Genomic DNA, 19,488 nt, shown 5'->3' with positions numbered 1-19,488 from the left:
GCCTGGGAGAGGGAGGTTGCTATGGCAACAAACGTTACGCGTAGGGATGCCATCTCGCTTGGTCTGGGAGGGACCGTTGCCGCATGCGGGCTTTCACTTGCGGGATGCGGGTCCTCGTCTGACGGATCCGGCACGGACTCTGCTGAGAAGAGCAGCTACAAGGTGGCCATGGTCATCAGCGGGCCCAAGAACGACGGCGGCTGGGGTCAGGGGCACTACGAGTCTCTTACCAAGGCCATCGAATCACATCCCAACTGGGAGATGCTTGAGCCTAAGGAGAACACTGCCTCTGCCGATGCGGCCTCTGCGGCGCAGTCCTATGTGGACCAGGACGTCGACCTTATCATCGCTGCCGGCAATGAGTTTGTCTCAGCTTGGGGCGACGTTGTTGCCGAGGCGGCGGATTCAAACCCCAACGTGCACTTCCTCATGACCAACACCGATCCCGCCACCGACCTTGCAGACTACGAGACCCTCGAGAAGGTCGAGACGGTGCAGGTGAACCTCAAGCAGACCGGTGCCCTTGCCGGTGTGGTGGCTGGCCTCATGACCAACGCGGGCCAGATTGGTTTCATTGGCGGGATGCGCCTTCCCACCACACTCACCAAGTACGCTGCCTACCTTGCTGCCGCGCAGAAGGTGAACCCGCAGGTCGAGGGTCATTACAACTTTGATGCGGGCTTCACCGATGCGTCCTTTGGCACCAACATCACCAACCAGTGGATTGCATCGAACAACGTCGACGTCATGTGGGGTGACGCCTCCGCCGTCGACAACGGCGCGCGCCAGGCGCTCGAGGAGGCGGGCGTCGACACGCACTTCGATATCGCTCAGCCCATCGACTCGGTGGGGCCCGACAACCCCAGCGTGATTACCTCAACCGTTACCGACTGGATGTTTGGCCAGGCCATGGACGAGGTCGAGGCCGGCTCCTTTGGCAACGGTGCCGTGATAGAGGCCAACATGGACAACGGCGGTGTCTACCTGGGCAGCTACTCCGACAAGGTCTCGCAGGAGGTCCAGGACAAGATTGCGAAGTACACCGAGCAGATCAAGGCGGACACGTTCCTCTCCGACGACGACGTCGATGCGATAAAGAGCACGCTGTAGCAGCGCTGACGTCTGGGACGACGTTCCTGCTGGTCGCATGATGAAAACGGGCCTTCCGGCGAGAATCTGACGCCCGAAGGCCCGTTTTGGCAGCGACCACGTACGAAAGCGCCTCTCGGGCGCCGTTTTCTCGCCCTTCCGTTAATCATTTCTATGTATAACGGTAAATCAATCTTCAAATAATATGCAGCCGCTTGCGGAGTAGTGCCTACCGCCTGCGGGCGCGATGACACCAATCAGAAACGTTTCCTTAATATCGACATTACAAAAAACAAATAGTGCGATAACAAAACTTGTTGGTAGACCCCGAGCAAAACGGCACGACGATGGTGCAGAGCAATGCCCGCCATCACCCGTTGAGACGAGAAGCCCTTCCAGCAAGCAACCTACCTCGAATGTCAGTTCAACCGCGCACCTGCCGGCAGTCACGATGGCTGCATGAGCGAGACCCGATGGCTCGCCAAGAGCGCGGCACCTTCAGACACACATCAAGCGTGGAACCAACCCGCGGACGCTGCCAAGGCCGTCTGCGGGCAGTACGTGTTGGCATCCAACAACGAGAAAGTGGTGTGTGACATGGAGAGTGCACTTGATAAGTTCTTCCACCTCAAGGAGCGTGGAACCACCGTAAGGACCGAGCTTCTCGCCGGCCTTACAACGTTCATCACGGCGGCGTATATCCTTGCCGTGAACCCCTCGGTCCTCTCGGCCACGGGCATGCCGCAGGACGCCCTGTTCACCGCGACGGTCCTCATCTCCACCATCGGCACCTTGATGATGGCGTTTCTCACCAACTACCCCTTCATCCTGGCGCCGGGCATGGGCATCAACGCCTACTTCGCCTACACGGTGTGCTTGGGCATGGGCTACTCCTGGCAGACGGCGCTCACCGCGATCTTTGTCGAGGGCATCATCTTTGTGATCCTCTCGCTTACCAACGTGCGTGAGGCCATCTTCAACGCCATCCCCATGAACCTCAAGTACGCAATCACCGCCGGCGTGGGCCTGTTCATCACGATCATCGGCCTCAAGAACTCCGGCCTGGTCATCTCCAATGAGGCCACGCTTGTCTCGATGTTCTCGTTCCATGGCTCTATCGAGGCGGGCACCTTCTCGACCTCCGGCATTTCGGCGCTGCTTGCCCTTATCGGCATCATCATCACCGCAATCCTGGTGTGCAACAACGTGCGTGGCAACATCCTGCTTGGCATCCTCATCACCTGGGGCATCGGCATCATCTGCCAGCTCACCGGCGTCTACGTGCCCAACCCCGACGCCGGCTTCGCAAGCCTCCTGCCCGACTTCTCGCGCGGCCTCTCGGTTCCCTCGATTGAACCCATTGCCTTCAAGCTGGATTTCTCCAACTTCTTCTCGGTTGGCTTTGCGTCCGTGGTCTTTGCGTTCCTCTTCACCAACCTCTTTGACACCATTGGCACGCTGATCGGCTCCGCGTCCAAGGCAGACCTTCTCGACGAGAACGGCAAGCTTCCCAACGTGAAGGGCGCCCTGCTCGCCGAGTCCCTGGCCACCACGTTTGCCGGCCTCATTGGCACCTCGTCTACCGCGACCGCCGTCGAGTGCACCGCAGGCATCGCCCAGGGCGGACGCACCGGCCTCACGGGCATCACAACGGCCATCCTCTTCCTGCTGTCGCTGTTCCTCTCGCCGATTTTCCTTGCCATCCCGTCGTTCGCCACGGCGCCTGCCCTTGTCATCGTGGGCTTCATGATGTTTGGCGCCGTCACGCAGATTGACTGGGCCACCGCGACCGAGGCCGTGCCTGCGTTTGTCGCCATTGTTGCTATGCCCTTCATGTACTCTATCGCCGAGGGCATCTCTCTGGGCATCATCTCCTACGTGGCAATCAACGCTTGCTCGGGTGCTGAGAACCGCAAGAAGATCTCTGGCGTGATGTGGGTTCTGTTCGTGCTGTTCTGCATCAAGTATTTCTTCATCTAGTCGGTGGCACACGCGCTGTGCGCCTTATGTGAGGGGAGTACGTCATGAACGAGAACGCATTTGCAATCAAGGGCGACATCGTCTGGTCGCGCCACAATCACACGCTCTCTTGGGCAAAGGACGGCTACCTGGTAGTTGTTGATGGTGTTGTCCAGGGCGTTTACCAGGAGCTTCCTGCCGAGTACGAGGGCATTCGCATTGTTGACCACACGGGCAAGCTCGTTATCCCTGGCATGAACGACATCCACGTCCACGCCCCGCAGTACAGCTTCCGTGGCATGGGCATGGACCTCGAGCTTCTCGAGTGGCTCAACACCCACACGTTCCCCGAGGAGAGCAAGTACGCGGACCTCTCGTACGCCGAGCGTGCCTACGACATCTTTAGCGACGACCTGCTTCACTCGCCTACCACGCGTGCGGTTGTCTTTGGCACCATGCACGTGGAGCCCACCGAGCTCCTCATGGACAAGCTCGAGGCAACGGGCCTCAAGACCTATGTGGGCAAGGTCAACATGGACCGCAACAGCCCGGATTATCTATGCGAGAAGGACGCCGCCACCTCGCTTGCCGACACGGTGCGCTGGCTCAACGACGTCGAGGCCAAGGGCTACGCCAACACCAAGCCCATCCTTACGCCGCGCTTCACCCCCACCTGCTCCGACGAGCTCATGGAGGGCCTGGGCAAGCTCAAGCAGGAGAGGGGCCTGCCCCTGCAGTCGCACCTCTCCGAGAACCTGTCCGAGATTGACTGGGTGCATGGGCTAGCTCCGTGGTCTACCTGCTACGGCGAGACCTACGAGCACTTTGGCCAGCTCGACGGTGAGGGCAAGACAGTCATGGCCCACTGCAACTACTCCACGGACGAGGAGATCGCCATCCTCAAGAAGCACAACGTCTTTGTCGCAACGTGCCCGCAGTCCAACATGCAGCTGTCCTCGGGCATTGCCCCCATCCGCCGCTACCTGGTCGAGGGCATGAACGTTGGCCTTGGCACCGACGTCGCCGGCGGCGCGTCCCTCTCGATGTTCCGTGCGGTGGCAGACCTGGTGGGCTGCTCAAAGCTCCGTTGGCGCCTTGTGGACCAGAACCTCAAGCCCCTCTCTACCGCCGAGGCGTTCTACATTGCCACGGTTGGCGGCGGCGCGTTCTTTGGCAAGGTTGGCACCTTCGAGCAGGGCTACGAGGCGGACGTCCTGGTTCTGGACGACTCCGGCCTGCGCACGACGCTCGAGTGCAACCCGGCGGAGCGCGTGGAGCGCTATATGTACCTCGCCGAGGAGGGCGGTCGTCTCGTCGAGAAGTACGTGGCTGGTGCACGCGTGCTGTAGGTTGCGCTGGTGTTGCAGCGCCGGACGCCCCTGCGTCCGGCGCTTCTTTGCTCTAGGGGGCGTTGCTTTTTTACGTGAATAACGCCCAGCTCAGAGGGTATGTGAGACGATTGCAGATAGATGAACGGTCGGCAGCGGTTTGTGACCATTCGCCGCTGCCACACCGCGGCCCCTCGCGGGGTCACTAACATTTTGTTATGCAGCAATACAGGTTTCTAGGAGAGGGAGCTTGTCATGGAACAGCTGAGGGAGGTTGGACGTCCCATCACGCGTGTCGATGCGTACGACAAGGTCACGGGGCGTGCCAAGTTCACCGACGACCTCTGCCCCAAGCCCTGCCTTGAGGCAAGGATCCTCCACTCGACGATCGGCAACGGGCGGGTGGTTTCGATTGACACCACCGAGGCCAAGAAGGTTCCCGGTGTGGTGGCGGTCTTCACCTGCTTCGACGTGCCCGATAGGCCCTACCCTGTGGCGGGCCACCCCTGGTACGCCGACAGCCACGCCGAGAAGCGCGACCTTGCGGACAGGAAGCTCCTCGACGACCGCATTCGCATCTATGGCGACAACATCGCCGTGGTCGTGGCCGAAGACACCGTGGCCTGCGACCGCGCCTTGCGCAAGATCAAGGTCGAGTACGAGGAGTGGCCGGTCGTCTACGACCCCAAGGAGTCGCTCAAGGGTACCGAGCACCCGGTTCAGGACATCAAGCCAGACAACCTGGTGGCCCACACCTGCGCGCTCACCAGCCCCGAGAACCTCGCCAAGTACGGTTACAAGACGGTGGACGACGCCATCAACGACCCCGCGTACCACCACATCGCCATCCACACCGAGACGGGCGAGCAGTCCCAGGTTCACATCGAGACCTGCACCTCGTTCTGCTACATGGAGGGCGGCAAGATCGTCTGCGTGGCCTCCACCCAGATCCCGCACATCATGCGCCGCGTGATTGGCCAGGCCCTGGGCATCCCTTGGGGCGACGTGCGCGTGATCAAGCCCTACATCGGTGGCGGCTTTGGCACCAAGCAGGACATCCACTACGAGCCGCTCAACGCTTGGATCTGCCAGCAGCTCGGCGGGCGCTGCGTGCGCCTCGAGCTCTCGCGCGAGGAGCTCTTCTGGGACACCTCGGGCCGTCAGCCCAAGTCCTTTGACGTCGAGGCCTCCTACGGAGACGACATGCTCCTGCATGCCCGTTCCATCCGTGGCTGGTCCAACACCGGCGGCTACATCCACCACGGACATGCACTGGTGCTCAACTCGGTGAACTCGTTCCGCTGGCTCTACCACACCAACGAGGTGGCCTCCAGAAGCGAGGCCTGGACCGTCTACACCAACGGACCGCACACGGGCGCCATGCGCGCCTACGGCGTGCCCGAGGGCGTCTGGACGGCCGAGTGCCTCATGGGCGACATCGCCCATGACAACGGGTGGGACGGTGTCGAGTTCCGCCTCAAGAACTGCATCCGCGAGGGCTTCGTGGACGAGTTCACGCCCGGTGGCGCCGTTGCCGCCCACACCTGCACGCTTCCGCAGTGCGTGGAGAAGGGCAAGGAGTGGATTCACTGGGACGAGAAGAAGCGCGAGTACGCCAACCAGACAGGCCCCATCCGCCACGGCGTTGGCGTTGCGTTCTTCGTGTACAAGACGGCGGTCGCGCCGTTCGCGCTCGAGACGGCAACGTCGCGTGTGACGCTCAACCAGGACGGCTCGGTGCAGCTCCAGATGGGTGCCACCGAGATTGGCCAGGGCGCCGACACGGTCTTCTCGCAGATGGCTGCCGAGGCTATTGGCATTGATACCGAGGACGTCCACATCGTCTCGTTCCAGGATACCGACGTGGCTCCATATGACGCTGGCGCCTACGCGTCGCGCCAGACCTACGTCTCTGGCACGGCCGTCAAGAAGGCGGGCCTTGAGCTGCGCGAGAAGATCCTCGCCTTTGCGCACCGCCTGTATCCGGCCGCCGGCGAGAACCTCGACCTTCGTGACCACGCCATCTGGGACGCCACCGGCCGCCAGGTATGCACGCTTGCCTCGCTCGCCCTTGAGGCCTACTACAACGTGGACGCGAACGACCAGCTAAGCGCCTACGCCACGGCCAACGTCCACACCAACGCCATTGCCACGGGCTGCACCTTTGCCGACGTCACGGTGGATATGCCGCTTGGCAAGGTGACGGTCAACAGGATCATCTCCGTACAGGACAACGGCCGCCTGATCAACCCCAAGCTCGTGGAGCAGCAGGTGCACGGCGGCATGGGCCAGTCCATTGGCTTTGCGCTCTCCGAGGAGGTCCAGGTGGACCCCAAGACCGGGCGCGTGCTCAACGATACCCTGCTCGACTACAAGATCCCCACGATGATGGACCTGCCCGACCTCAAGGCCGACTTCGTCGAGTCCGACGACCCCACGGGCCCCTACGGCAACAAGGCCGTTGGCGAGACCCCCATCATCTCCCCGGCGCCCGCCATCCGCGACGCCATTCTCGATGCCACCGGCGTGAAGTTCTATCACATGCCCATGACCCCGCAGCGTCTTGTTGAGGGCTTCAAGAGGGAGGGGCTGATCTGATGTACGACATTGAATCCCTGTACGAGGCGACGAGCGTCGAGGACGCCTGCCGCGCCCTGGCCGAGGACCCCCAGGCCATCGTGATTGCCGGCGGCACCGACGTGCTCGTAAAGGTGCGCGGCGGCAAGCTTGCGGGCGCACACCTGGTCTCGATTCACAACCTGCACGACGAGCTGGATGGCGTGACCCTGGCCGACGACGGCACGGTCGAGATTGGCCCCATCACGTGGTTCCACCACGTCACTACGAGCCCCGTCATCCAGGCTACGGTTCCCACGCTGGGCGAGGCCTGCGACACGCCGGGTGGCCCGCAGCTGCGCGTCTCGGGAACCATTGGCGGAAACGTGTGCAACGCTGCCACCTCGGCAGACAGCGCCTCGACGCTCTTTGCGTACGGCGCCCTGCTCGACGTGGTGAGCACGCGCGGCAAGCGCACCATCCCCATTGAGGAGTGGTATGCCGGCCCTGGTCGTTCCTACAGGGAGCGCGACGAGGTGCTGGTCAAGATTCGTATCCCGCGTGACCACTATGAGGGCTTCACCGGCCATTACTTCAAGTACGGCAAGCGTCGTGCGCTCGAGATCGCAACCATGGGCTGCTGCTGCCTGGTCAAGCTCGGTGCCGACAAGTCCACGATTGACGACATCCGCCTCGCCTTTGGCGTCGCCGCCCCTACGCCCATGCGTGCCACGGGTGCCGAGGACGCGGTGCGCGGCCTTTCCGTGGCCGAGGCAGTCGAGAAGATCGGCGAGCTTGCCCAGGCCGAGACGCACCCGCGCGACTCCTGGCGCGCGTCGAAGGACTTCCGCCTGCAGCTTATTGGCGAGATGTCGCGTCGCTCGCTCATCGAGGCCGCGCGCAAGGGAGGGGCTGATATCTAATGGCAATGCGCATTCTCAAGTGCACCATCAACGGCAAGCCGGTGGAGGTTGGCTACGACCCTCGCGAGTCGCTGCTCGACACGCTGCGCGACAGGCTTCACCTCACGGGCACCAAGCGTGGCTGCGAGGTTGGCGAGTGTGGTGCGTGCACCGTCCTCATCGACGGCGTGGCAACCGACTCCTGCCTCTACCTCACGGACTGGGCACAGGGCAAGGACATCCTCACCATCGAGGGCGTCCAGAAGGCGGACGGCTCGCTTGACCCGGTTCAGCAGGCCTTCATTGACGAATTTGCCGTTCAGTGCGGCTTCTGCATCCCCGGCATCATCATGAGCGCCATCGAGATGGAGCGCACGGGCAAGACCTACACCCGTGACGAGATCCGCAAGCAGCTCTCGGGCCACCTGTGCCGTTGCACGGGCTACGAGAACATCGTGAACGCGGTGGAAAAGGCCGTCGACGTGATGGACGGTGTCGTGGGCGAGGGAACCGAGAAGAGCGCGTAGCTCTGACCGGCATATCGTGAGACAAAGGGAAACTCCCTTTGTCTCATCTGAGGGCGCGTCACACAATCGGAGACGAATGTGTGACGCGCCCTGCTTGTTACAGAATCGTGCGACGAATGTGTCGCAAAGTGAGGCCATACGGACGGGCATTGATGCTCTGGCAGACGATGCCCAACCGCAAATTCGTGCCAGGGTGGAGGAGACCCCCCTCGTTTCTAGCCCCAGCTCACCACGACGGTGCTGTTGTCATGCACGCCCTCGGCAGCAAGCTCATCACCGGCCTTTACGTCGTAGCCGGCTCGGCGCAGGCGTCGCAGGAACGCCACGAGCTTGGCGTTGTACTCGTTGAGCAGGCGCATCTCCTGCAGGGGAGAGATGAGTCCCTGCGGCCGGCCGTGGATGATGCTCGAGATGGCGTCGGCAACCAGCACGTTGCTGTTGGCAAGAAGGTCGTTATAGAACGCGTTTCCGGCTCCGGCGCAGTCCGTCTCGCCCGGCGCAAACTTGAGCATCACCGAGGTCCTGCCGTACATGGCGTACGTGCGGATGCGCGTACTGGTCTGGCCCTCCGCGTTGTGCATGGCCCAGCGCAGGGCGTTTGCGGCAAGGGTATCGGCCTCAGCCTGCGAGCGGCCGGGCTTGGCCGATGCGGTAAGGGCACGGGCGTCCTCGGCGGGAATGAGCTCCGTGGGCTGCGGAATCTTGGTGTTAATCTCGTCCATGTTTTCTCCGTTCCGGGGCGCTACGTCAAAAGCGGCGCACCTGGCAGGACGCGGTGGTTTCACTGAGCTGATAATACCGCGATGTGCTTCTGTGCAGGGGACAGGTCGCTTGGGGGGCGCAGCGTTGCCGCTCATCGGCTACGTGCCAATAAATTGTAATGACATCCTAACAAACAGTTATGATTTGACTGCTGCACCGTTATGCAAGGAAAGGGATAACGGTGCATATATGAGAGTTGTCTGTTTGGGACAGGGTTGGCGTGAGGATGCCCACAGACGGACGCAAGCTGCAGTCAAGAAGGTCTTTCGCAAGGTTCTGCCTGGACGTGAGGACGTCGGCCGTGCGTGGACGCAGGAGAGGAGTCACCATGGCAGACGAGTACGACTACCACAAGATGTGGGGCTATCTGGGCATGGACGTCGAGGCACACGATGGCCTTTTGGGCGTTGTTGGCCAGATGTACCAGAGCATGTACCTCACGCAGGAGAACAGGCCTGCCTCAACGTCCTACCTGGACGGCGTTGCCGCAAACCTGCACTCGGGGCGCATCCGCGAGATGGTGGACGGCCGTAGCGACGGTAACCCCAAGAAGATCATCGGCAGCTTCTGCCTGTACGTGCCCGAGGAGGTCGTGACCGCGGCCGGTGCCGTGGAGGTTGGTCTGTGCGCCGGCGCCGAGTGGGCGCCCGAGGACGCCGAGAGGTACGTGCCGCGCAACACCTGCCCGCTCATCAAGGGCTTCATGGGCTTCAAGCTAGGCCGCGTGTGCCCCTACATCGAGAGCGCCGACCTCGTGGTTGGTGAGAACACCTGCGATGGCAAGAAGAAGGCCTACGAGCAGTTCTCCAAGCTCAAGCCCATGTATATCATGGACGTGCCGCATGTCCGAAACGAGGACACCAAGCTTCAGTGGCGTCACCAGGTCCACGCGCTTGCCGCGCGCATCGAGGAGGAGACGGGCCAGAAGATCACCGAGGAGAGCCTGCGCGCAGCCATCAAGCTTGCCAACGACAAGCGTCGCGCACTGCAGCGCCTTTCGGCCACGCGCGCGGCCGATCCCGTGCCTATCTCTGGCCTTGACTCGCTTCTTACCGTGCAGGCCGCCTTCATGGATGATTCCGCGCGTCTGACCGACGCCATCAACAAGATGGCCGACGAGTGCGAGCAGCGCGTGTCCGAGGGGGTTGGCGCAGCTCCCAAGGGCGCCAAGCGCATCCTCTACACGGGCACGCCGATGGCAGTGCCCAACTGGAAGCTCTTCAACATCATCGAGAAGGCCGGCGGCGTGGTGGTTGGCGAGGAGTGCTGCACCGGTAGCCGCTACTACAAGGATCTGGTGCCCGAGGACGGTGCGACCGTCGACGAGATGCTCGACAACATAGCCGATCGCTACCTCAACATCCAGTGCGCCATCTTCACGCCCAACCAGGGCCGTCGCGACGACGTCATCCGCATGGCGCGCGATTTCCATGCTGACGGCATCATCGACGCGTCCCTTTCGTTCTGCACCATCTACGAGATGGAGGCGTTCGACATGGAGAAGGCCGCGCAGGATGCGGGCATCCCCTACATGCACCTCTCGACCGACTATTCCGCCGAGGGAGACGGCCAGCTCACAACGCGCATCCAGGCGTTCCTCGAGATGATCTAGGCGTTTGCAGCATTTGTCCTGTTGGGGGCCGGGCAGCCGTTGGTTGCCCGGTCCCCTCTGCCCAAAATTTGCGGTTGACGGCCTTTTTCGGGGGTTCCGCTTAGTATCACCTCGGAGGTGCCATTTCTCTACCTGCGGGTCCGTAAAAAGTAAAGGTCCTCGTACTCGAAGATTCGCCCAAAATGGGCCGTCAACCGCAAATTTTGGGCGCGGACCGGCGCGGTTCGGGGAGGCAAGGGCGGAGCGAGACGAGAAGAAAAATGGGAGAGGGGCGAACCGCCCCGTTCGCGGGCGGAATTCTACCGCCTGCGGCGCCTGCTCGATTGCCAAACAAATTGTATGGCAATCAGACTAATAATTTGTCGTGGCAAAGCGTCCTAAGGCACGCTTGAGCACGTCAAGGACATCCGGCGGAGCGCGGTGGCGCTCGGGGGAGGCTCACATGGCAGCGCAGGCACAGGCGGAGCAGGAGCTCGACGAATCGCTCTTCAGGCGAGACGGGCTGCCGCCGATTGGGTCGCTCGTTCCAATGTTCCTGCAGCACGTGCTGGCGTCGTTTGCGGGCGTCATTACACCTGCCATGATGATAGCCACTACCTGCGGATTTACGCAGGAGCAGGAGACCGCCATCATCCAGGTGGCGCTTATTCTCTCCGCCATCGACACGCTGCTCCAACAGTTCCCGCTGTTTGGCCGCATCGGTGCGGGCCTCCCCATCCTCACCGGCGTGTCCTTTGCCTTCCTGCCGGCGTTCCAGGCGGTTGGCGCGCAGTTTGGTTTCTCGGTGCTTCTCGGCGCCGAGCTTGTGGGCGGCATAGTGGCCATTCTCTTTGGTGTCTTCTACAGCAAGGTGCGCAGTCTCTTTCCGCCGCTGGTAACCGGTACCGTAATCTTCACCATTGGCGTCTCGCTGTACCCCACGGCCATCAAGTACATGGCGGGCGGCGCTGGCTCGGCAAACTTTGGGGGCATCTACAACTGGGTTGTTGGCCTCATCACCTTCGCCGTGGTCTTTGCGCTGGCCAACTTTGGCAAGGGCGTGCTCAAGCTCGGTTCCATCTTCTTTGGCATCATCATTGGCTGCGTCGTTGCCATCCCGTTTGGCATGGTTGATGGCTCCGAGGTGCTCAGCGCTGGGTGGTTCTCGCTCCCACAGTTCATGCCGTACGCCATCGAGTTCAACCCCGCCGCGTGCATCACGCTCGGCGTGGTCTACGTGATGGTCAACGTGCAGCTGATCGGCGACCTCTCCGCGGCATCCGCCGGATCGATGGACCGCATGCCCACCGAGCGCGAGATCGGCGGCGCCATCAAGGCGCAGGGTCTGGTGAGCATCATCTCGTCCTTCTTTGGTGGCCTTCCCACCTCGGCCTTCGGCCAGAACGTGGGCATCATCGTGAGCACCAAAGTCATCAACAAGTGGGTCTTTGGCGGTGCGGCGTTCGTGTTTCTCGCCGCTGGCCTCTGCCCCAAGCTCTCGGCGCTGCTGCTCATGATCCCGCAGCCGGTCATCGGTGGCGCAACCATCAGCGTCTTTGGCACCATTACCCTGAACGGCATCCGAATTCTGGTGAAGGACGGCCTCACGCCGCGCGCCTGCACCGTCTTTGGCATCTCGGTGGCATTTGGCATTGGCATCGCGCAGGTCTCCGGCTCGCTTGCTGGTCCCGGCATGCCCGAGTGGATCTCCACGATCTTTGGTACCTCGGCCATCACGCCCTGCGCCGTCATGGCGATTATCTTGAACAGCGTTCTGCCGCCCGAGGACAACACACCCGAGCAGCGCAACCTCAGGCCGCTCCGGAATGGCGGCAACGGCTCGAGTGACGAGAAGTAATTCCCCGTTGCACAACCTGCACCAAAAAGCTCACCGCCCCGCAGGATTGCCTGCGGGGCGGCGTCGATGAGACAAAGGGACTGTCCCTTTGTCTCATTTTTGTCTCATCCGTCCAAAGCCTGCGACCAACCTTTTGCCGGAGGGGCGACAATAGCCCTTGCAATGTGCTTTAGAAGTGGTGTAATTGGTGTGCTAACAAAAAGTTTGGCCGTAAGACACTTTTTCTTATCTGGTCCAGCAAGCGTCGGGAGCCGGCGCCAAGAGAGGGGAGCACCATGGAGCCTAAGTTCAAGTGGGTCACCAATCACATGCCCAAGAGTGAGGACAAGAACCTGCAGGTCATGAGCCTTGAGAACGTTGCCAAGGCCCGCGCGTTCCACAAGAGCTTCCCGCAGTACTCCGTGACACCACTGGCCAACCTCTCCGGTATGGCTAACCGCCTTGGTCTGGGCGGCCTCTATGTGAAGGACGAGAGCTACCGCTTTGGCCTCAACGCGTTCAAGGTCCTGGGCGGCTCCTTCGCCATGGCTCGCTACATCGCCGAGGAGACCGGCCGCGATGTGGCGGACTGCGACTTTGACTACCTCACGTCCGACCAGCTCGAGCATGACTTTGGCCACGCGACCTTCTTCACCGCCACCGACGGCAACCACGGCCGCGGCGTTGCCTGGGCCGCCCACCGTCTGCACCAGAATGCCGTGGTGCACATGCCCAAGGGCTCCACGAAGACCCGCTTCGACAACATCGCCAAGGAGGGCGCCAAGGTCACGATCGAGGAGCTCAACTACGACGACTGCGTGCGCCTTGCCGCCAAGGAGGCCGAAGAGACCGAGCACGGCGTGATCGTGCAGGACACCGCCTGGGAGGGCTACACCAAGATTCCGTCCTGGATTATGCAGGGCTACGGCACCATGGCCGCCGAGGCCGCGGACCAGCTGCGCCAGCTTGAGGTCAACCGTCCCACCCACGTCTTTGTCCAGGCCGGCGTGGGCTCGCTCGCAAGCTCCATGGTGGGCTTCTTCACTAACCTCTTCCCGAGCAACCCGCCCAAGTTCGTGATCATGGAGGCCGGCGCCGCCGACTGCCTCTACCAGGGCGCCGTTGCGGCTGATGGCAACCCGCGCATTGTGGGTGGCGACCTCCAGACCATCATGGCCGGCCTTGCCTGCGGTGAGCCCAACACCATTGGCTGGGACATCCTGCGCAACCACGCGGACGCCTTCGTAAGCTGCCCCGACTGGGTCTCCTCCAAGGGTATGCGCATGCTGGCCGCACCTGTGAAGGGCGATCCGGCGGTTACCTCCGGCGAGTCCGGCGCCGTGGGCATGGGCGTCATCTCCACCCTTATGACCGACCCTGCCTACGCCGAGCTGCGCGAGGCCCTCGAGCTTGGCCCCGATTCCCAGGTGCTGCTCTTCTCGACCGAGGGCGACACCGACCCCGTCCGCTACCGCCAGATTGTCTGGGACGGCGCGTGGCAGAGCGAGAAGGCCGAGTAGAACCACCCCAACGCCTGCGGGCGTCATTGCAAAGGACGAGCCCTGCCTCCCAGGGCCATGGCGGCCGGTGCGCGCATGCGTGCCGGCCGCGTCCTTCTCGATGCTAGGATTGTCCGTACGAGATAACCAAGTCTGGATGCGGAGGGCGCGATGGCCAATCTCTACCTCGTTGAGGATGACCCCAGCGTGCGCGAGCAGCTGTCGGTACTTCTCTCAAACGCTGGTCACCACGTCCAGTGCGCCACCCACTTTGACCACCTGGTCGAGGACATCACTGCCGCCTCGCCCGATGCCGTAGTGCTTGACCTGGGCCTTCCTGGAACCGACGGCCAGTACGTGGCTCGTGCCCTCAGGCAGAGGAGCGACGTTCCCATCATGGTGCTCACCAGCCGCACCTCCGAGCTTGACGAGCTCATGAGCCTCTCGATGGGCGCCGATGACTTTGTGGCCAAGTCCGCAAACCCGCAGCTCATCCTTGTGCACCTTGAGGCGCTGCTGCGCCGCAGACAGCCGAGCAAGGCTTCCCGTGTCAGCGTGGGTGGCCTGAGCCTCGACGTGGTGCGCGCAGAGGCAAGCTACGGCGGCAAGACCGTCGAGCTCTCCCGCAATGAGCTGCGCATTCTCGAGTGCCTCATGCGCCAGCCGGGCGCCATTGTCTCTCGCGAGGACCTCATGGAGGCCCTATGGGCAACTGACGCCTTTGTGGATGACAACACCCTTACGGTCAACGTCACCCGCCTGCGCCAGGCGCTTGGAAAGGTGGGACTGCCGCACGCCATCACAACGCATCGCGGCATGGGCTACTCGCTGCGGGTCGATAACGTATGAGCCCTCTTACGTACCTTCGCAGCCACGCGCTGCGGCTAGTCTGCTCCGTGTCGGCGGTCGTCCTGCTCGCCGTGATGCTGCCCGTGGTTGGCGTGGAGGCGGGGGCAACTCAACTGGTCGTGCTTCTCGTTGCCGTGCTTGAGCTGGTGGGCCTTGTGTGGGAGTGGCTGCGCGAGCGCTCGTTTATGCGGGGACTTGCGCGGCTGGCCGAGGGTGAGGGCGACGTGCTCGATGCCGTCGACACCCTGCCGGAGCCCAGCTACCCCGAGGGCGAGCTTGCCTGGGATGCGCTGCAGAGCGTGGCCCAGGCCTCGCACCGAAAGGGTGCCGAGCTTGCGGAGGAGATGCAGGATTATCGCCGCTACGTCGAGCTTTGGGTCCACGAGATTAAGACCCCGCTTGCCGCGATGAACCTCACGCTGGCAAACAGCCGCGGCGAGGACGCTCGGTCCCTCTCGCGCGAGGTTGCCCGCGTGGAGGCGGACGTGGAGAACGCCCTCTACTATGCGCGCAGCACCTCGGTGGCCGAGGACTACCTCCTGCGCCGCTGCAATCTGGCCGACCTGGTGCGTGAGGCCGTGAAGTCCCGCGCGCGTTCTCTCATCGAGGCGCATATGGCCGTTGACCTGGGCGTCCTTGAAGGCGAGAATGACCTCTGGGTCTTCTGCGACCCTAAGTGGATGGTCTTCATCTTGGGACAGCTCATCGACAACGCCGTGCGCTACCGCGCCGTGCCCGAGCACGACGGGCGAGAGGCGCGACTGAGCTTCTCGGCACGCGTCGAGGGTGCCGGCAGCGCCAGCGAGCGCGTGGTGCTCAACGTGGCCGACAATGGGTGCGGAATCTCCGAGGCGGACCTTGGTCGCATCTTCGAACGCGGCTTTACCGGCACCAATGGCCGGTCGCACGAGCGCTCTACCGGCATGGGGCTCTACCTTGTGCGGACGCTCTGCGAGAAGATGGGCCTTGCCGTGGGGGCCACAAGCGCCGTAGGCGTTGGCACGACCATGAGCATCGCCTTTCCCAGGGAGCGGTCGCGCGTCGTGTAGCAGGCGCTTCTCGTGCCGTGCGAGACGTGACACAAACGTAAGGTTGTGTCACGGCAATCGATGGCAGCCCAGACGGCTGCGGTCCACCATGTATCTCGCAATCACAAAGCGGGTGGCCGCAACGGCCTGCCCGCACCAACACGAGAAGGAGCCACACATGGCACGCCATATGGACAGCGGCAGCGCGAGCATGGCCCACGGCGCCCCGGCGCCCGTGCTCGAGGTGCGCGACGTGACGAAGACCTACGGCGGTCACAGCGCCACCACGCACGCACTTAACGGCATCAACCTTACCATTGCGGCGGGGGAGTTCGTCGCCCTCATGGGCCCCTCGGGCTCGGGCAAGTCCACGCTGCTCAACTGCATTGCCACGATCGACGCGCCCACCTCGGGCACCATCATGCTTGCGGGGACGAACGTCTCGCGCATCTCCCGCTCGCGCCTGGCGGACTTTCGCCGAGAGAAGCTCGGGTTCATCTTCCAGGACTCCAACCTGCTGGACAGCCTTACCGCGCGCGAGAACATCTCGCTGCCGCTGACCATTGGGCGCGTGCCCGCCGCACAGATTGAGGCCGACGTGGTTGCGGCAGCCACCTCGCTGGGCATCGAGGAGGTGCTCGACAAGTATCCCTATCAGATGTCCGGCGGACAGCACCAGCGCGTTGCCGCCGCGCGTGCCCTAGTCACCAACCCGGAGCTGGTGCTGGCCGACGAGCCCACCGGCGCCCTTGACTCCAAGAACGCCAAGCTCCTGCTCGAGAGCCTCGAGTCCATGAACCAGTCGAGAGGTGCCACGGTCCTCATGGTCACCCACGACGAGACTGCCGCGAGCTACTGCCGTCGCGTGCTGTTCATCCGCGACGGGCGCGTCTTCACCGAGCTTGACCGCGGCAGCGACTCTCGTCACGCCTTCTTCGAGCGGATCATGCAGGTTGTGGCCGTGCAGGGAGGGGTCGACGATGCTCGCTAAGCTTGCCTTTGGCAACATGCGCAAGCTCCTGCATGACTATGCCGTGTACTTCCTCACGCTCGTGCTGGGCGTGGCCGTGTTCTATGCGTTCAACACCATGAGCGTCCAGGGCGACTTTCTCCGCGGCGACGTGGGCGAGACGCTCAGCCAGGTGGGACAGATCCTCGATGGGCTTACCGTCTTTCTCGCCGTGATCCTTGGCTTTCTCATGGTGTACGCGAACAACTTCCTCATGCGCAGGCGCAAGAAGGAGCTTGGCCTCTACCAGGTGTTGGGTATGCGTACGGGGCAGGTGAACGTGGTTCTTGCGCTGGAAACGCTGCTGGTGGCCGCAGTCTCGTTTGGCGTGGGCATTGCCTTGGGGGTGCTTGTCTCGCAGGTCCTGCTCTTTGTCACGGCTCGCATGTTTGCGACGACCGTCCAGCACTTCTCGTTCTTCTTCTCAACGGACGCGTTTATGCTCACCCTGGCGTGCTTTGGCGTGATCTTTGTTGTGATGATGCTCTTCAACTGGATAACGCTGCGCCGCGTGAGGCTCATCGACCTCATGAGCTCTGCGCGACAGAACGAGAAGCAGTTTGTGCGCAGGCTGCCGCTCTCCATTGTGTTGACGGCGGCGGGCCTTGTGCTCATGGGCGTTGCGTACTGGCGCCTTATCAGGGACGGATTCCCCATGGATAACTCCATGCAGGGGGGCTTCATTATCACCACCGTCATGGTCGCAGTAGGCACGTTCGTCTTCTTCTATGGCCTTGCAGGCACGCTTACCGCGCTGCTCACGCACATGAGGGGCTTCTATTGGCGCGATCTCCACATGTTCACGACGCGACAGATTGCCTCTCGCGTGAACACCACCGCGCTCTCCATGGGGGTCATTGCGCTCATACTCTTCCTTGCCATGACGGCCATGACCACGGGCATGAGCATCTGCAACACCCTCAACGCCATGGCCGAGAAGGGAACCCCCTACAGCGCGTCGATCTCGGTGCTCCCGACGGACCCCGTTGCGGACCCCATAGACCTTGAGGCAGAGGTTGCAAAGGTGGGCGTCGACCTCTCTGCGGTGGGAAGCCACGCCACGGTGAGAATTGCCGTTGTCCCGTCCGAGCTCGAGGGCGACACCTCGACCCTCCAGCGCATCTCGGAACTTACTGGGGAGACCATCCCCAAGGGGTTCGAGCACGCCATGGTTGGTGAGGTCGTGAGCCTGTCCGACTTCAACGCCGTCCGTGCGCTGCTGGGAATGGAGCCCGTATCGCTGGATGAGGGCCAGTACCTCCTGCTCTGCAACATGGACCAGGTCGAGCCATTTGTGAACGGGGGGCTTGAGAAGGGCTTCTCTGTCACGGTGGGTGCGGCCACGCTCACGCCCGCTCGCACCACGGTGATCGATGACGCCTCAGCAGTGCTCCAGGACAACGGCCTGGGGGCCAATCCCGGCACGTTTGTAGTGGCAGATGACCTGGCGGCGAGCTTGCCCACGTACCAGCAGGTGGTTGACGTTATGTACGCTGGCCCCACCGAGGAGGGCGACGCCGCGCTCAAGGGGTTGGAGGAGAGACTGGGCGATAGCCTGGGCGAGCGATCGGCGCTTACGACCGTCGACACCGTCACGAGTGTGCTTGCCGATGGCACAACCACAACGGGGCTCATCTCGTACATGGCCATCTACATTGGATTTGTGCTGGTCATTGCCTGCGCCGCCATTCTCGCCATCCAGCAGCTCTCCAACGCGAGCGATTCTGCGGGCAGCTATCGCACCCTCTCTGAGCTGGGGTGCTCCGAGCGTCTAATCTTTGGGTCGCTGCGGGCGCAGGTGGCCATTGCCTTCGTGCTGCCGCTTGCCGTGGGGCTCTCACACTCGCTCTGCGCAATCAGCGTGGTGAACGAGCTGGTGAGTGCCTTTGGGTACAGCGACGCGCTTGACGGGATGACCCTGGGGCTGGTGCTGTTTGCGCTGGTGTACGGCGGGTACCTGGCACTTACGTACCGGATGGCCCACGGAATCGTGCGCTCCGCCGTGCGCACCACGCGCCGCGCGCTGTAGGGGAGGGTGTCTTCTCGCCTGGCGCCGGGCGCCGTGCGGGGCCAACGCGCGGGGCGCGGGGCGCCCAAGGGCCCCTTTTCGACGAGAAAGCCGCTGGAACCTTCCTTCGGGCGTCATTTTGACGCCCGAAGGGCCGTTTTCGCAGCAAGTGCGTACAAAACCCTCGCTCCGGCGCCGTATTCTCGCCGGAAGGCGCATTTTTGCAGGTCGATGTATCTCCTTACGCGAACGGAATACGTCATGGAACTCTTGCTTGCCATCACCGTATTTGCCGTCATCGTACCCGTGGGCCTGATGGCTCTCGTCTTCAGGCTTTCCGAGGGGATCGTCGGATGGGTCTTTGGCGCGGGCTGTTCGGTTGCGCCGGTGCTTCTCGTCCTGGTGCAGTACTTTGCCCTTGGTTGACGGTGAGGCTCCGGGCCCTGTTTGCCCTTCTCTGCGGAGAATAGCTCCTTTTTTTAAACGGTCGCCGCGTTTCCGCAGGTCGGCGATTCTCGATTTAAGAAATGGAGCTAAACTCCGA

Annotated in this window: 15 protein-coding genes; 14 read left to right on the top strand and 1 reads right to left on the bottom strand. The window is 62.6% G+C overall.

Translation table 11 applies throughout. From position 1 onward, the window contains the following. Positions 1–21: 21 nt before the first annotated feature. The 6 genes from BT122_RS01800 (at position 22) to xdhC (ending at position 8,361) form a co-directional block, all read left to right on the top strand. Entirely contained in the window at positions 22–1,110 is a 1,089-nt protein-coding gene (locus BT122_RS01800; protein WP_059053072.1) for a BMP family lipoprotein, read from the top strand. A gap of 438 nt (positions 1,111–1,548) precedes the next feature. Then, complete coding sequence (locus tag BT122_RS01795) at positions 1,549–3,069, top strand: NCS2 family permease (RefSeq protein ID WP_235810724.1); 1,521 nt, start codon at positions 1,549–1,551, stop codon at positions 3,067–3,069. A gap of 44 nt (positions 3,070–3,113) precedes the next feature. Beyond that, a complete protein-coding gene (locus tag BT122_RS01790) occupies positions 3,114–4,397 on the top strand; it encodes an amidohydrolase family protein (RefSeq protein WP_072354352.1) in 1,284 nt (427 codons plus the stop codon). 234 nt (positions 4,398–4,631) lie between these two features. After that, the gene (gene xdhA, locus BT122_RS01785; RefSeq protein WP_072354351.1) at positions 4,632–6,974 is read left to right on the top strand and encodes a xanthine dehydrogenase subunit XdhA; all 2,343 of its coding nucleotides are present in this window, start codon (positions 4,632–4,634) and stop codon (positions 6,972–6,974) included. Further along, on the top strand, positions 6,974–7,855 hold the full coding sequence (gene xdhB, locus BT122_RS01780; RefSeq protein ID WP_059053079.1) for a xanthine dehydrogenase subunit XdhB: 882 nt from the start codon (positions 6,974–6,976) through the stop codon (positions 7,853–7,855). The genes xdhA and xdhB overlap by 1 nt, the downstream gene beginning before the upstream one ends. Next, positions 7,855–8,361, top strand: a complete 507-nt coding sequence (gene xdhC / locus BT122_RS01775; RefSeq protein WP_059053082.1) for a xanthine dehydrogenase subunit XdhC — start codon at positions 7,855–7,857, stop codon at positions 8,359–8,361. Before xdhB ends, xdhC begins: the two co-directional genes overlap by 1 nt. A gap of 215 nt (positions 8,362–8,576) precedes the next feature. Here the strand turns inward: xdhC and BT122_RS01770 are convergent, their stop codons facing one another. Further along, positions 8,577–9,083, bottom strand: a complete 507-nt coding sequence (locus tag BT122_RS01770; RefSeq protein WP_072354350.1) for a hypothetical protein — start codon at positions 9,081–9,083, stop codon at positions 8,577–8,579. A 368-nt stretch (positions 9,084–9,451) separates the two neighbouring features. On the opposite strand from BT122_RS01770, the gene BT122_RS01765 reads away from it, so the two are divergent. The 8 genes from BT122_RS01765 to BT122_RS10935 all read left to right on the top strand — a co-directional run bounded on the left by BT122_RS01765 (position 9,452) and on the right by BT122_RS10935 (position 19,370). Further along, the gene (locus BT122_RS01765; RefSeq protein ID WP_072354349.1) at positions 9,452–10,735 is read left to right on the top strand and encodes a double-cubane-cluster-containing anaerobic reductase; all 1,284 of its coding nucleotides are present in this window, start codon (positions 9,452–9,454) and stop codon (positions 10,733–10,735) included. 442 nt (positions 10,736–11,177) lie between these two features. Next, positions 11,178–12,572, top strand: coding sequence for a uracil-xanthine permease family protein (locus BT122_RS01760; RefSeq protein ID WP_072354348.1), 1,395 nt, complete (start codon positions 11,178–11,180; stop codon positions 12,570–12,572). A 275-nt stretch (positions 12,573–12,847) separates the two neighbouring features. After that, the gene (gene dpaL / locus BT122_RS01755; RefSeq protein WP_072354347.1) at positions 12,848–14,071 is read left to right on the top strand and encodes a diaminopropionate ammonia-lyase; all 1,224 of its coding nucleotides are present in this window, start codon (positions 12,848–12,850) and stop codon (positions 14,069–14,071) included. A 150-nt stretch (positions 14,072–14,221) separates the two neighbouring features. Beyond that, complete coding sequence (locus tag BT122_RS01750) at positions 14,222–14,899, top strand: response regulator transcription factor (protein WP_072354346.1); 678 nt, start codon at positions 14,222–14,224, stop codon at positions 14,897–14,899. Next, positions 14,896–15,948 carry a sensor histidine kinase gene (locus BT122_RS01745; protein WP_072354345.1) on the top strand — a complete coding sequence of 351 codons (1,053 nt, stop codon included), beginning with the start codon at positions 14,896–14,898 and terminating at the stop codon, positions 15,946–15,948. Before BT122_RS01750 ends, BT122_RS01745 begins: the two co-directional genes overlap by 4 nt. Before the next feature lie 157 nt (positions 15,949–16,105). After that, positions 16,106–16,918, top strand: coding sequence for an ABC transporter ATP-binding protein (locus tag BT122_RS01740; RefSeq protein ID WP_143189943.1), 813 nt, complete (start codon positions 16,106–16,108; stop codon positions 16,916–16,918). Continuing rightward, a complete protein-coding gene (locus tag BT122_RS01735; protein WP_072354344.1) occupies positions 16,908–18,965 on the top strand; it encodes an FtsX-like permease family protein in 2,058 nt (685 codons plus the stop codon). The genes BT122_RS01740 and BT122_RS01735 overlap by 11 nt, the downstream gene beginning before the upstream one ends. Positions 18,966–19,205: 240 nt before the next feature. Next, positions 19,206–19,370: a hypothetical protein gene (locus BT122_RS10935; protein WP_177242179.1), complete on the top strand. Its 165-nt coding sequence runs from the start codon at positions 19,206–19,208 to the stop codon at positions 19,368–19,370. The last annotated feature ends 118 nt before the right edge of the window (positions 19,371–19,488 follow it).

Origin of the sequence: Olsenella sp. kh2p3 (genome assembly GCA_900119625.1) — a bacterium.
Taxonomy (GTDB): Bacteria; Actinomycetota; Coriobacteriia; order Coriobacteriales; family Atopobiaceae; genus Tractidigestivibacter.
Note: the sequence above shows the minus strand (reverse complement) of the source record. Positions and strands in the feature narration are given on the sequence as shown.

Bases quoted from the DNA above. Each gene is read 5' to 3' on its own strand.
- BT122_RS01800 (WP_059053072.1), top strand. From the start codon at position 22: ATGGCAACAAACGTTACGCGTAGGGATGCCATCTCGCTTGGTCTGGGA.
- BT122_RS01795 (WP_235810724.1), top strand. From the start codon at position 1,549: ATGAGCGAGACCCGATGGCTCGCCAAGAGCGCGGCACCTTCAGACACA.
- BT122_RS01790 (WP_072354352.1), top strand. From the start codon at position 3,114: ATGAACGAGAACGCATTTGCAATCAAGGGCGACATCGTCTGGTCGCGC.
- xdhA (WP_072354351.1), top strand. From the start codon at position 4,632: ATGGAACAGCTGAGGGAGGTTGGACGTCCCATCACGCGTGTCGATGCG.
- xdhB (WP_059053079.1), top strand. From the start codon at position 6,974: ATGTACGACATTGAATCCCTGTACGAGGCGACGAGCGTCGAGGACGCC.
- xdhC (WP_059053082.1), top strand. From the start codon at position 7,855: ATGGCAATGCGCATTCTCAAGTGCACCATCAACGGCAAGCCGGTGGAG.
- BT122_RS01770 (WP_072354350.1), bottom strand. From the start codon at position 9,083: ATGGACGAGATTAACACCAAGATTCCGCAGCCCACGGAGCTCATTCCC.
- BT122_RS01765 (WP_072354349.1), top strand. From the start codon at position 9,452: ATGGCAGACGAGTACGACTACCACAAGATGTGGGGCTATCTGGGCATG.
- BT122_RS01760 (WP_072354348.1), top strand. From the start codon at position 11,178: ATGGCAGCGCAGGCACAGGCGGAGCAGGAGCTCGACGAATCGCTCTTC.
- dpaL (WP_072354347.1), top strand. From the start codon at position 12,848: ATGGAGCCTAAGTTCAAGTGGGTCACCAATCACATGCCCAAGAGTGAG.
- BT122_RS01750 (WP_072354346.1), top strand. From the start codon at position 14,222: ATGGCCAATCTCTACCTCGTTGAGGATGACCCCAGCGTGCGCGAGCAG.
- BT122_RS01745 (WP_072354345.1), top strand. From the start codon at position 14,896: ATGAGCCCTCTTACGTACCTTCGCAGCCACGCGCTGCGGCTAGTCTGC.
- BT122_RS01740 (WP_143189943.1), top strand. From the start codon at position 16,106: ATGGCACGCCATATGGACAGCGGCAGCGCGAGCATGGCCCACGGCGCC.
- BT122_RS01735 (WP_072354344.1), top strand. From the start codon at position 16,908: ATGCTCGCTAAGCTTGCCTTTGGCAACATGCGCAAGCTCCTGCATGAC.
- BT122_RS10935 (WP_177242179.1), top strand. From the start codon at position 19,206: ATGGAACTCTTGCTTGCCATCACCGTATTTGCCGTCATCGTACCCGTG.